The sequence below is a fragment of the Bradyrhizobium sp. CB1717 genome, from assembly GCF_029714325.1.
In the GTDB taxonomy this organism is placed as follows: Bacteria; Pseudomonadota; Alphaproteobacteria; order Rhizobiales; family Xanthobacteraceae; genus Bradyrhizobium.
The window spans coordinates 1955951-1968638 of record NZ_CP121666.1 but is presented as its reverse complement, the minus strand read 5'-3'; the positions used below and the strand labels follow the sequence as shown (position 1 = coordinate 1968638).

The window sequence follows — 12688 nt, the reverse complement described above, 5'->3', positions numbered from 1 at the left end:
CGCGGGCATGAGCCGTATCTTCGGCGCGGTGCGCCAGAACGGATATGTGGTGCGGGACATCCACGCCGCGATGAAGCACTGGATCGAGGTGATGGGCGTCGGCCCCTGGTATTACATGGACCGGGTCAAGACCGACTGGTTCCGCCATCGTGGCCGGGACTCATCGGTCGAGATGAGCATTGCGCTCGCCAATTCCGGCGATCTGCAGATCGAGCTGATCCAGCAACGCAACGACGCGCCCTCGCTGTACAAGGAGTTTCTGGACGCCGGCCACGAAGGGCTCCAGCACATGTCGTACTGGAGCCATGACTATCAGGCGCTCTACGACAAGGCGATCGGGCTCGGCTACAGGGTCGGCCATGAGGGCCAGATCGGCGGCGACAAGGGACGCTTTGCCTATTTCGACACGCAGGCGCATCCGGGCACCGTGATCGAGATCTCCGACATCAGCGGCACCAAGGGTCCGTTCTTCGAGAAGGTCTGGCAGGCGGGCTTGAACTGGGACGGCACGCGGCCGATCCGCGAGGTCGGCGGCGGGAGGTCGTAGGACCGGTCGCCGGCCCGGCGATGTTGTTCGAATCGTGCAAGACGCGGCAGGAACCGGCGCGATTTACGTCGTTGCTGGCACGACAGAGAAGAAATCCATGCTAACTTGAGCCTCGTGTCCGAACCTTCAGCGAGGCAAGCATGTCCAACACTGACAAGGTTTTCGCCGGCTCGATTCCGAAAATCTATGACGAGTATCTCGTCCCGCTGATCTTCTCCGTCTATGCGCAGGACATGGCACGACGCGTCGCCGCTCGCTCTCCTTCCGTGCTGCTCGAGATCGCCGCCGGCACCGGCGCCGTGACGCGCGCCGTGGCGGCGGCGCTTCCGCGCGGCGTCCGCTATGTCGCGACCGATCTCAACGAGCCGATGCTCGCGGTCGCCGCGCAGCGCCAGGCGGATGATGATCCCATCACCTGGCGCCAGGCGGATGGAATGGCCCTGCCCTTCGGCGATGCCGAGTTCGACGTGGTTTGCTGCCAGTTCGGCGCGATGTTCTTTCCGGACCGCATCAAGGCCTACGGAGAGGTGAAGCGGGTCCTGAATCCGGGCGGCACGTTCGTGTTCAACGTCTGGGATCGCATCGAGGACAATGTGCTCGCGCACGAAGCGACGGTCGCGCTCGCAAAGCTGTTTCCCGACGATCCGCCCCGTTTCATGATCCGGACGCCGCACGGCTATCACGACAAGGCCGTCATCAGAACCGATCTCGAACGTGCGGGTTTCCGCGACATCTCGATCGAGACGCGATCCGAGATCAGCCGCGCACCGTCGGCCGAATACGTCGCGATCGCGCTCTGCCAGGGCACGCCGCTGCGCAGCGAGATCGAGGCCAGGGACGCCGGCAAGCTTCAGGCTGCAACCGACATCGTTGCCGAGGCGCTCCGGACGCGCCATGGCTCCGGAGCGATCGACGGCAAGATCCAGGCGATCGTGATCGAGGCACGTCCGTAGTTACGGGCTTCGGTCTGGCAGGCCGAGGCCGCGCGCCTTACCACCAGTTCCGCTGCATCGGCTGCGTCGATTGATAGTACTGGTACCCGCCGCGCTGCCTGCGCGGATTGACCGGTTGCGCGTACGGATCGCGCTGCTGGAAGAAGTAGCCGAAGCCGTTGCCGCCATTGTCCCAGCCGTCATCGCTGGCAATGTCCATCGACGGCGCGGTCGGCTTGCGCGTGATGAAGCCGCCCTGGGGATGGTTGCTCAGCACCGCGACGAATTCGGTGCGGTAGTTGGTCTCGCTGCTCAGCGGCTCGTCCGAGATGATGATCGAGGAGCGGGGCAGCGCGGTCGGGCCGATGCGATCCCACACCTCCTGCGGGATGGTGATGCGATCGAGCGCGTTCTTGGCGTCGTCGCCGCTTTCGATCGTGACCACGCTCCAGCGCAGGCCGGCATCGGTCTTCGCCATCGCTGTGAAGATGTGTGTGCCGAGCGGCTGGTCGGGATTGCGGATCGTGACGGGGACCTCGATGCTGGTGTCGAACACCTCGCCGCCGCCGTCCGGCGCCGGCTTGTGCGTGTTCCGCCGCACATAGAGTTTCTGCGTCGCGCGGCTGATATAGACCGAGACCGGCTCGAGCGCGAGCTTGGCATCGGTCGCGGCCTTCACCGCGTCGGCCTTCTTCGCCGCAGCTACCTTCGCCGCCTCTTTCGTCGCAGCGACCGCGTCACGCTTCGGCTGCGCCGCGGCCTTGGCGGCATCGAGCTGCGTCGTCGCATCGGCGGCCTTCGTCGCCGCCTTCTGCTTCAGCTCCTCGGCCTTGGCGCGGGCCTGATCGGTCTTTGCATTCGCAAGCGTCTTGTCGGCGAAGGCGAGCTCGGCATCGGCGCGGGCCTTCTGCTGCTCCAGCTTGCGCAGCGATGCCGGGAGCGAGGCCGCCTCCTTCGCTGCCGCGGCCGCAGCCTTCTTGGTCTCGTCGGCGGCCCTCGTGGCTTCCTCGGCCTCGGCCGAGAGCTTGTCGGCCCGGCTCGGTACCGCCGCAATGGCCTCCCGCTTCGGCACGAACAGCGACGGGTGCGAGAAATCGACCGGCGCCGCGTCGTTCGGCGAGATGATCACGCGCATGCCGATGTTGGTCCTGTCGAACAGGTTCTCGGCAAAGCCGAACGGCATGCGCACGCAGCCATGCGAGGCGGCATAGCCGGGCAGCGGCCCGCCATGCAGCGCGATGCCATTCCAGGTGATGCGCTGCATGTTCGGCATCCAGGCATCGTCATACATGGTCGAGCGGTGGTCCTTGTCCTTCTCGACAATGGCGAAGACGCCGGCCGGCGTCTCGCGCCCGGTGGTGCCGGTCGAGACCGGCGCACGCAGGATCCAGCCGTCGGCGTCGTAGAAGGTGACCTGCTGGCTCTTGATCGACACGATCGCCATGATCGGCTCGCCGGCCTCGCGCTGCGCCACCGCCTCGGCCGGCTGGCGCGCCTGCTTGGCTGCGGACGCCGGGCCCAGCGTCGCCAATGCGACCATCGCCGCCAGCGTCACAATTCCGGGAGGCCCCCAACGCCGCATCGCCACGGTGGATTGCGCCGTTGTCATCAGGTTTTTCATGCCATCCTCGGTCGGAATGCCAATCCGCGCGTGCCGGTCAAATGTCAGTTTGCGATCTCTAAATTAAGAAATCACAGCCGCCATACGTTCCGTCTGTGGCGAGATTCGGCACGATCCGGCGGCAAATCTCTCATATACGACGGCCCGCACGGGCGGAAGGGCGCTTGCGGCCGGGGCTGGTCCGGAGCTGGCCGTCCACCGCTGCGGCAGAATGTCCGGGGGCGGCCGGTGGTTGGCCTGGCCTGACGTCGGGGCGGCGAGACCACGCCAGACAGAGGCACGCTAGACGCCCAGCGCCTTCCGGTTGAAGGTCCGCAGGACACGGACCGACAGCGTGCGCACATTCGCGACATTGAGCAGCCAGGCCGCGGCGGCGTAAGCAAGCCCGCCGGCAAGGCTCACGATGATCAGCGCGACGAGGCCGGTGCCGCTGGCCTGGGAGCGCGCGAACAGGATCGCAGCCGCCATCGCCGCTGCGGAGACGGCCACGCCGGCGAGGCGGCCCGCGTCGAACGGCACGGGATGGGCGCGGTGCATCAGGACAACCGCGACGACGAAGCCGATCGCCTCGGTCGCAAGCGTTGCCAGCGCGGCGCCATAGATCCCGTAGCCCGCCACCAGCGCGAACATCAGGGCCACGCTCACCACCAGCGTAAGGAAGGACTGCGCCGCCAGCATGAAGGGACGCTCGGCGAGCTGAAAGCTGATCTGGACGTAGAACTGGTTGGCGATGCCGAACAAGCGGGCGAGCACCAGGGTCGGCAGCAGCGCCGACACGCCGGCGCGGAAATCGACGCCCACGAGCGTGCCCGCAACCTGGTCGGTTGCGAGCGCCAGCCAGATCGCGACGGGCGCGACGACGACGAGCAGCAGCTCGAGGCTCTCGGTCAACCGCTCGCGCGTGACCTCGCTGTTGTTCTCCGACAGCGACCGGAACACGAGAGGCACGGTCGCAGCGGCAACGCTGGACGCGATCATCACCATGAACTGGCGCGGCAGGTCGGCGGCAACGCCGAAGATGCCCGCGGCGTCCTTGCCGAGGAGATAAGCGACGATGAGACGGTCGCAGCTCGAATACAGCGCGACCGAAAGTCCGGCCAGCGTCAGCGGCAGGCCGTAGCGCGCGAGCTGCATGAACTGGCTGCGCTGGAAACGCGCGATCCTGGTGCGGTCGCCGACGAGATTGAGGACGATGCCGGTGAGCGAGCCGAGGCCGAACGCGGCGAGCAGGCCAAGGCCGCCCCAGCCGAGCCAGATGCCGACGAGCCCGAAGCCGACGCTCGCAACGCTGCGCACGATCGAGATCGCGGCGAAACGATACGGACGCAGCTTGGCGCGTTCGAACTCCTGGCCGACATCGACCGCGTTGGCCATGATCGCAACGAACATGCTGGCAAGCAGCAGCTCGACGCTGACATCGCTGCGGAACAGGAACACGAGCGGGGTGGTGGCACAAAGCACGGCGACCGTGAGCCCGAAGGCGACCATCGCCGTGCCGCGAAAATCCACCTCCGCCGACATCGCCTGATAGCGCGACACCGACAGTTTGATCCAGGCAAAGAAGACCGCACCGAGAATGCCGGCAAGGCTGATACCGACGACGTAGACGCCGTATTCCGCCGGGCTCAAAAGCCGCGTGTAGGCGGTGACCGCGAAGAAGCCCACCGCCGCCGGCAGGATGTAGGCCACGAGGTAAATCGAGAAATGGCGATTCAGCATGCGAGCACGGGACCGGCGGCGCCTTGAGGATTAACGAAGCGTTAAAACAGTTGGCCTTTGCTGCGGTCATCGCACTGCGCCGCCAGCACCGGCCAAGATAGTCGCATCAGCCTGCAATTCGGATCGCGAATGAAACGTGTCAGCGGTTATCGCGCGTTAGCGTTAAATTTGCCCTGTCCTTGTAGGAACCGGCGGGATCACGGAAAAGAAGCAATAATATCAAAAGGTCGCCCGACCCATCCGATGCGTGGACGTGACTGACATGGACGTTGCCGAGCGAACACGGGCGCACCCCACCTCCTCGCCGCATGGCGGCACTGACGCTCCGCTTGTTCCGGCGGATTTCGGCGCGCAAAGGCGCGACAGGATGGTCCTCAACCTCTTCTTTGAAGAGCGGGACGACCGCTGGTTTCCTGGTGACCGTCACATCCGGCCGCTGCTGCGGCGCCTGGTCAAGGGCGAGTCCTTCATCAGCGGACAGCGGCGCGTCCTCCTCAATCTGTGCGCGGGCCTCGACCGGCTCGGCATCCGCTACCGCGTCAACGACTATCGCTACATCCAGAAGCATCCGGAGGAGCTCGCCTGCATCCTCGGGCGGCCGTTCGTGCTCGACTGGTTCAAGTGGAAGAACCCGCTCCTGCTCGGCGTCGCCATGTATGACCACCCGGTCGATGCACCGGAACGCCTGAAGGACCTGCAGGTGAAGCGCGTCCTGGTGCCGTGCAGATGGTACGCCGACATGTTCCGTCCACACTGGCCCCATGTCGATGCCTGGCCCGTCGGCATCGACACCGACCTGTGGACGCCGACGCAGGTCGACCGCAAGAGCGTGGACGTGCTGCTCTATGACAAGGTTCGCTGGGACTATGAGCGATATGAGTCCGAATTGATCGAACCGATCCGCAGGCATCTCGAAGCCAGCGGCCGCACGATCGAGGTGATCCGCTACGGTCACTACAAGGAAGACGACTACAAGGCGGCGCTGGCGCGTTGCCGCAGCATGATCTTCCTGTGCGAGCATGAGAGCCAGGGCATCGCGTGCCAGCAGGCGCTGTCGAGCGGCGTTCCCGTCTTTGCGTGGGATCGCGGCGGGCCGTGGCAGGATCCGAAGTATTTTCCGCAGAAGGTGAGGTACGAAGGCGGGGTGTCCTCGGTGCCCTACTTCGACGCACGCTGCGGCATGACCTTCACCGATGCGGCCGGTTTCGTCTCCACCTGGAGCGAGTTCTGGTCGCATGTGAGCGCCGGCGACTTCGCGCCACGCGACTACGTGACCGAGAATCTGACGCTCGAGAAGGGCGCGCTTCACTATTACGAGATCGCCGAAGCCGTGATGCAGAACCACGCGTGACCAGGCTCGACAGACGCCAATTTCTCCTCGGCAGCGCCGCGACGCTCGCGGCGGGCGTCTCCGCGTCGGCCTTACCGGCCTCGAAGCTCGCCCAGCGCCGTCGGGGCTTTGGTGCGGCGGCCACGCTCTGGGACCTGCAGGCCGACCCCAGGCTCGGCGAAGCCATCAGCACCTATTGCACGCAGGTGGTGCCGGTGCTCGAACTGAAATGGCCGATGCTGCGGCCGGACGCGCACACCTTTGCCTTCGAGCGCGCCGATGCGATCCTGGACTTCGCGCAGGCGAACGATCTGACGATGCGCGGACACACGCTCGCCTGGTATCACGACATTCCGGACTGGACCAAGCAGATCAAGGACGCCAAGGGTGTCGAGCGCACCTATCGCGACCACATCGGCACCGTGGTGTCGTATTACAAAGACAAGCTGACGTCGTGGGACGTCGTCAACGAGCCGATCCCGGACAATCCAAAGGGGATCACCGACCGACGTGATACGTTCTGGACGCAGCATCTCGGCAAGGGCTGGATTCCGCTGGCGTTCCGCACGGCGGCCGCCGCCGACCCATATGTGAAGCTCGCGATCAACGAATACGACATCGAGTCGGCGAAGGACTCCTTCATCGCCAAGCGCGCGGCCTATCGCAACCTGATCATGGAGCTGCTTGACCAGGGCGTTCCGCTGCATGCCGTCGGGCTGCAATCGCATCTGCATGCCGAGCTCGAGATCGACACGCATGGGCTCGCCGAATTCGTCACCGAGCTGCGCTCCTGGGGCCTCGAGGTTCTCGTCACCGAGCTCGACGTCGACGACCAGAAGCTGACGGGCGGTCCCGCGGAGCGCGACGCCATCGTCGCCAAGCGCGTCGACGATCTGCTGACGGCCGTCTCGGCCAGCGGCCCGGTGCGCTCGATCCTGACCTGGGGCCTCTCGGATCGCTACAGCTGGATCAACGGCACCTTCGCCCGAACGGACAAGCAGCCGAACCGCCCGCTGCCGCTCGACGGCGAGTTCAAGCCAAAACCGTTCATGGACGTCATCAGCAAGTTCACGAAGGACGTCTGAAGCCTAGCGTGTCTTGGAAGGCTAGCACGTCTTGGGCGTCTCGAACGCGGGCGCGTCTCCGATCTGATCGGGAGCCAGGCTCGGACTGCGCCTGTCAGCCGAGTTCAGCCTGAAGACGTCGCGAATGTCGTCGATCGAGGTCGACGAATAGGACTGGATGCAGAGCGCGACCTGCTCGGGCGAAGCTGAGCGCATCATCGCTTCGATCGCCGGCCGGCCGAGCCGGGTGTCGTCCCAGTGCGACACCGCGATGCTGTCTTCCGTGACCCGATGGGTGGCCAGATGCTCCGGCGAACTGGCGACGAAGTTTCCGTAAAGCAGATACTCGGAGAATTTCTTCTTCCGACACAGTGCCAAAGCCCAGCTCAGGCCCGTCGCCGACTTGATGGCGTCGGTCATCGCGCGCGCGGTGTCCTTGTCCCAGACCAGCGCGTTGCCGACATAATCGTCGGCCGGGAACGCGCGCTCCCTGACACCGAGAAGCTGGTCGACGGTGCGCAGCCACAGCACATGCAAGGGGTGGTCGGCGTCGATCCCCTTGCGCGTGACGAAGAGCGGCGTCTTCTCGCCGCCGGCATACTGGCCGACGTTGAATTCCCGGAAGAACAGATTGTCCGAATCCAGGATGCAGACGCGCTGCTCGGGCGCGTTGAGGACGCCGGCGATCTTCAGGATCTGTTGGATGTGCCAGCCATGCACGGGCGACGACAGCAGCGACAACCAGACGCGTCGTTTGCTGATGAACTGCAGCGACGGCGGCAGCGCGAACAGCCATTTCGGCAAGTAACGCGAGGCCGGAACGATCACGCGCTTGTCGGACGCAAAGCGGTCAAACAGCGGCACATCCTCATCGTTAACGAGAACATAATGCCGCGTATATCCCGTCAGCCAGGTGTCGATGCTCTCGCCAAGCAGCGAAAAGCGTTCGATATCCTTGGCATAGCTCGCAGTCAGCAGGGCAACGGAATGCATGGGCGCGCTCGGATGGCGATCAGGCCGCACTCATAGCGGCGGCGGGAGGCGCTGGAAACTCACAAACGGAATCAAGGTAAAATGAAACGAAGCGTTAGCCATCCGACGGCAGGCCCTGCTCAATCCCCCGGAAGCGTAGTGGCGCGAGGGCTGATGCCCGCTGCCACCAGTCGGCGACGCGGTCGTCGAGCGCGGTCACACCGCGGCCATGGCCGGGAAAGATGCGGATCTGCTGCACGGCCTCGGCTTCGAAGCCCCTGCCGCGCCGCGTGATCATGAGGGCGGCGCCCTCGCGATCCCGCTGGGTCAGCGGCACCAGGAGGCGGCCGCGCGGACGGAGCGACTGGAGCCAGAGCGGATGCGGATGCGGAAAGCCGGCATGCACGATGATCACGTCGGCGGCCTCGCCGACGTCCTTGCAACCGTCGCCGTTGACGACCGTGACGTTTCCGTAGCCGCGCAGATAGTTCGTTGCGCGAGCCGCGAGCCGTTCGTCGTATTCGATCGCGTGCACGCTGCCCTTGGGGCCGACCATCCTCGACAGCACTGCGGAGAAATAGCCGAGGCCGGCGCCGATCTGCACGACACGGTTCCCCCGCTTGACGTCGAGCACGTCGATGAAATGCGCCCACAGGCTCGGCAGGCCGGTGTCGAGCCTGCGGCGCGCGTCGATCGCGACCAGCACGTTCTCATAGAGATGAACGGGATCGGCGTCCGGCGTCAGCCGGTAGCTGCGCGCCGCCTCGCTCTTGATACGCCAACGGCCTCCGGGCAGAAAATCTTCGCGCGGAACGGCAGCGAGCGCTTCGAGCAGGCGGGGCGAGGAAATCCGCTCGCGCCTGGCAATCAACTCCACGTAGCGCGCACGCGCGGCGGCAAGATCGCTCATCTCGCCGCATCGGCCTGTTCACGGACCGGCACATCCGCATCGAGCTCGTTGACCAGCTGCATCGCCTGCTTGAGGTCCGGGGTGTAAAAACCCTCGCTGAACCTGTTGACGATCGGCACGAGCAGCAGACGAGCGTGCTCCCGCTTGCCGGCTTGATGCGACAGCCGCGCCAGGCTGACGGCGGTGCGAAGCTCCCAGGACAGCGCGCCCTGCTTGCGTGCGACATCCAGCGACAGGCCGAACAGCTCCTCGGCCTCCTGCACCGAGGCGGGGTCGCCGTCCGACAGGGTGATCTCGCCCTGCAGGCGATAGACCTCGGCGAGGTAGGAATGATCGCCCGTCCGCCTGGCGGTCGCGAGCGCGCCGTCCAGCGCGCGCAAGGCGGCATCGCGCATCCCGACCTTGGCATAGGCTTCAGCGAGCAGGCAGCGGAACCAGCAGCCGGCGAGCCAGGAATCCATCGCCTCGTATTCGTCGAGGCCGAAGCGCATCTGGCTAAGACCTTCGTCAGCCTCGCCGAGCTGCGTCAGTGCCCATCCGCGCAGGATCGCGGCCTGCTGCTTCCAGTGCAGGAAATTGTGCTCGGTGGCGATGATCATGGCGCGGTTGGCATGGTCGCGCGTGCCCTCGACGTCGCGCAAATGCTGGCAGAGATAGGCGCCGAACACGAGCGCGAAGGCGAGCGTGAAAGGATGGCGGATCTTCTCGGCATTGGCGATCGCCTGCTCGCTGTGCTGGCGCGCTGCGTCGGGCCGGCCGAGGAACCAGAGCAGATAGCCGAGATAGGACAGCGAGACGACGCCGGGATCGGTGCCGTGCCGCTCCATCAGATCGGAATGCAGGTCGGGGCTGTAGAGGTTGATGCAGCGATGCAGATGATGCTGCGAGGCGGCAAAGCGGCCGCGATAGAGCATGGTCATCGCGATCGAACGGTGCGCCTCGATCAGATAGCCGGTCTGCTGCGCCGGCTGCGACCGCTCGTTCAGCCGCTCGCGCTTGGCGAATTTCAGGAGCTCGACGCTGAGATCATGCGCGCGGGTGAGATCGGCGCGGATGAAATGGCAGACCCAGAGGCCGCGGGTCGCGGCGAAGGCCTTCTCGTCGTCGTCGAGCTGCTGGCCGAGCTCGAGCGCGCGGGTGTAGTTCTCCTCGACCTCCTGCACCGCGTAGCCCTTGGCGGCGATCAGCGCGTTGCCGAGCGCGATCCGCAGCTCGAGCTCCATCTCGTCGGCGCCCTGCATGCGTGCATTAGCCTGCACGACGCTCAAGCCGCGGCGCAGATGGCCGATCGCCTCCAGATTGGCGCCGCTCCTGGCCGCCTGCTTGCCGGCCTTGAGCCAGAAGCTCGCGGCACCCTCGCTCTGGCCGGATTCGGTGAGGTGATGGGCCAGCAGCTCCGGCTCGCGATCGGTCTTCTCCGGATACATCTCGGCGAGCACCTGCGCGATGCGCGCATGCAGCTTGCGCCGCTCGCTGTGCAGGAGGCTCGCATGCGCGGCGTTCTGGATCATCACGTGCTTGAAGGAGTAGAGCGCATCCGGCGGATGGCCGCGCCGCATGACCAGCCCGGCCTCCTCCAGATGATTGAGCGCGGCCTCGATCTGCTCCGCCGGCGTGTTGGCGACGGCCTGCAGCGTCTCGTAGGAGAACTCGCGGCCGATGGTGGCGCCGATCTGCGCGATCCGCTTGAACGGGCCCATCCGATCGAGCCGCGCCATCAGCGAGTCCGTCAGCGTTGCCGGGATCGCGAGCTGCCGCCACGGGCCCGACAGCACGTAGCGCCCGTGCCGCTCGGTCAGGAGATTGGATTCCAGAACGGTTTTGGTGAGCTCTTCGAGGAACAGCGGCACGCCGTCGGTCTTGACGATGATCTCCTCGACGACCTCCTTGGGCAGCTCCCGTCCGGCGACGCGCTCGACCAGCGTCGTGCGCAGCTGCCGGCTCAGGCGATTGAGCACCAGCGTGGTGATGTGCGAATGCGCGTTCCAGCTCGGCTGGAATTCGGAGCGCGCGGTGATGATGACCAGGATCGGCCGGTTCTGCACCCGGTCGACGAGCAGGTCGATCACCTCGCGGGAGGTCGGGTCGATCCAGTGCAGATCCTCGAACGCGATCACCAGCGGCATCTCCCGCGCGAGGCCGAGGAAGTGATTGACCAGCGCGGCGACGGTCGCATCCTTCTGCTGCTGCGGCGACAAATCGAGCGGCGGATAGCGATCTCCGGTCGGTATCGACAGCAGCGCGGCAAACAGCGGCGTGACCTGCTCGATGTCGCCATGCGCGGCGGCGATCGCGGTCTCCAGGCTCGCCAGCGTCAGCGCGGAGGTATCCTCGCGGTCGAGGCCGAGCGAGAATTTGAGCTGCTCGGCGAACGGATAGAACGCGGTCGAGGTGTAGTAGGGCGAGCACTGGAACGAGACCTGACCGTGCCGGTCGCCCGATATCCGCTCGAAGATCTCCTGGATGATGCGCGACTTGCCGATGCCGGGCTCGCCGAACTTGACCACGACCTGGCCGTCGCCGTCCTTGGCCTGCTGCCAGCGGCCCATCAACAGCGCAATCTCCTCCTCCCGGTTGACGAGCGGCGTCAGCCGCGCGCCCATCGCCGCGGCGAAGCGGGTCTCCACCCGCGTAGCTCGCACCACGTGCCAGGCCTGCGCCTTTTCCGAGATGCCCTTCAGCGCATGGACACCGAGATTGCGGTAGTCGAACTTCCCCTTCAGGAGCGACTGCGTCGAAGCGGAGATCACGACGCCATTGGGCGGCGCCAGGGCTTGCAGGCGCGCGGCAAGGTTGACGGTTTCACCGACCGCGGAGTCGCGCTCTTCGGTGCCCTGCCCGACGAGATCGCCGACCACCACGAGACCGGTCGCGATCCCGATGCGGACGGCCGGCGAATGGCTGAGCGCACCGCGCGGCTCGATCGCGCGTGCGGTCGACAGCACCCGCACGATCTCCAGACCTGCACGCACCGCGCGCTCAGCGTCGTCCTCATGTGCGGTCGGATAGCCGAAATAGACGAGAATGCCGTCGCCGACGAAACGGGCGGCAAAGCCCTCGTAATGCTTGACCACGCGGACGCAGGTCTCGCGGAAGCTCGCGATCATGTCGCGCACGTCTTCCGGATCGAACTGCACCGAGAGCGAGGTGGAATCGACCATGTCGCAGAACATGGTGGTGAGCTGACGCCGTTCGGCCCCGACCTCCGCCCGGGTCTGCGGACGTGCCGCCGCGGCCGGCGGCTCCGCCGTTTCAGCCTGGAATAGCGCCGCCATCGCCCGCTGCAGCCGCTTGCGATCGCCAAGCGGCAATCCGAGCTCGACCAGGTCGGATTCGGTGAGATCCCCCAAAACGTCGAGATCGAGGCGGTGCTGTGCGAAAAGGTCGGAGTAGTGGCCGAGGCCGACGCCCTCGAGCCAGCGCTTCAGCCCGCCTTCCGCTGCCGTACCCGGCTCATTCTCCAGCATGGTGATTCTGCCCGACCTTCACTCCGTCGAAGGGCTTTGGGGCCCCTCAACCACAGATTTTGGGGCCCGAACTTCACCTCAGACTGGACGCGTTCCCTAACTCTTGAGAAGAATAGCTCAATCAGA

9 protein-coding genes are annotated in these 12688 nt (G+C 65.7%); 4 read left to right on the top strand and 5 right to left on the bottom strand.

Translation table 11 applies throughout. The features are described 5' to 3' along the window. Nucleotides 1-7 precede the first annotated feature (7 nt). On the top strand, nucleotides 8-547 hold the full coding sequence (locus QA649_RS09390; RefSeq protein WP_283023925.1) for a VOC family protein: 540 nt from the start codon (nucleotides 8-10) through the stop codon (nucleotides 545-547). 140 nt (nucleotides 548-687) lie between these two features. Continuing rightward, nucleotides 688-1500 (top strand): class I SAM-dependent methyltransferase, encoded by an 813-nt coding sequence (locus tag QA649_RS09385; protein WP_283023924.1) that lies wholly within the window; start codon nucleotides 688-690, stop codon nucleotides 1498-1500. Between the two features lie 37 nt (nucleotides 1501-1537). Here the strand turns inward: QA649_RS09385 and QA649_RS09380 are convergent, their stop codons facing one another. Together QA649_RS09380 and QA649_RS09375 are read right to left on the bottom strand one after the other, a co-directional pair. Continuing rightward, nucleotides 1538-3100, bottom strand: coding sequence for a L,D-transpeptidase (locus QA649_RS09380; protein WP_283023923.1), 1563 nt, complete (start codon nucleotides 3098-3100; stop codon nucleotides 1538-1540). A 282-nt stretch (nucleotides 3101-3382) separates the two neighbouring features. Next, a complete protein-coding gene (locus tag QA649_RS09375; protein WP_283023922.1) occupies nucleotides 3383-4819 on the bottom strand; it encodes an oligosaccharide flippase family protein in 1437 nt (478 codons plus the stop codon). A 262-nt stretch (nucleotides 4820-5081) separates the two neighbouring features. Between QA649_RS09375 and QA649_RS09370 the strand changes: the two genes are divergently transcribed. Next, entirely contained in the window at nucleotides 5082-6170 is a 1089-nt protein-coding gene (locus tag QA649_RS09370; protein WP_283025994.1) for a glycosyltransferase family 1 protein, read from the top strand. Beyond that, nucleotides 6167-7234, top strand: a complete 1068-nt coding sequence (locus QA649_RS09365) for an endo-1,4-beta-xylanase (protein ID WP_283023921.1) — start codon at nucleotides 6167-6169, stop codon at nucleotides 7232-7234. The genes QA649_RS09370 and QA649_RS09365 overlap by 4 nt, the downstream gene beginning before the upstream one ends. Nucleotides 7235-7255: 21 nt before the next feature. Here the strand turns inward: QA649_RS09365 and QA649_RS09360 are convergent, their stop codons facing one another. The 3 genes from QA649_RS09360 to QA649_RS09350 form a co-directional block, all read right to left on the bottom strand. Continuing rightward, a complete protein-coding gene (locus tag QA649_RS09360) occupies nucleotides 7256-8206 on the bottom strand; it encodes a DUF6492 family protein (RefSeq protein WP_283023920.1) in 951 nt (316 codons plus the stop codon). Nucleotides 8207-8300: 94 nt separating this feature from the next. Further along, nucleotides 8301-9095: an rRNA adenine N-6-methyltransferase family protein gene (locus QA649_RS09355; protein WP_283023919.1), complete on the bottom strand. Its 795-nt coding sequence runs from the start codon at nucleotides 9093-9095 to the stop codon at nucleotides 8301-8303. Then, on the bottom strand, nucleotides 9092-12562 hold the full coding sequence (locus QA649_RS09350; RefSeq protein ID WP_283023918.1) for an AAA family ATPase: 3471 nt from the start codon (nucleotides 12560-12562) through the stop codon (nucleotides 9092-9094). Before QA649_RS09350 ends, QA649_RS09355 begins: the two co-directional genes overlap by 4 nt. Nucleotides 12563-12688: the final 126 nt, after the last annotated feature.

Excerpts from the sequence above, each read along its gene's own strand:
- QA649_RS09390 (WP_283023925.1), top strand. The coding sequence starts at position 8 with ATGAGCCGTATCTTCGGCGCGGTGCGCCAGAACGGATATGTGGTGCGG.
- QA649_RS09385 (WP_283023924.1), top strand. The coding sequence starts at position 688 with ATGTCCAACACTGACAAGGTTTTCGCCGGCTCGATTCCGAAAATCTAT.
- QA649_RS09380 (WP_283023923.1), bottom strand. The coding sequence starts at position 3,100 with ATGAAAAACCTGATGACAACGGCGCAATCCACCGTGGCGATGCGGCGT.
- QA649_RS09375 (WP_283023922.1), bottom strand. The coding sequence starts at position 4,819 with ATGCTGAATCGCCATTTCTCGATTTACCTCGTGGCCTACATCCTGCCG.
- QA649_RS09370 (WP_283025994.1), top strand. The coding sequence starts at position 5,082 with ATGGACGTTGCCGAGCGAACACGGGCGCACCCCACCTCCTCGCCGCAT.
- QA649_RS09360 (WP_283023920.1), bottom strand. The coding sequence starts at position 8,206 with ATGCATTCCGTTGCCCTGCTGACTGCGAGCTATGCCAAGGATATCGAA.
- QA649_RS09355 (WP_283023919.1), bottom strand. The coding sequence starts at position 9,095 with ATGAGCGATCTTGCCGCCGCGCGTGCGCGCTACGTGGAGTTGATTGCC.
- QA649_RS09350 (WP_283023918.1), bottom strand. The coding sequence starts at position 12,562 with ATGCTGGAGAATGAGCCGGGTACGGCAGCGGAAGGCGGGCTGAAGCGC.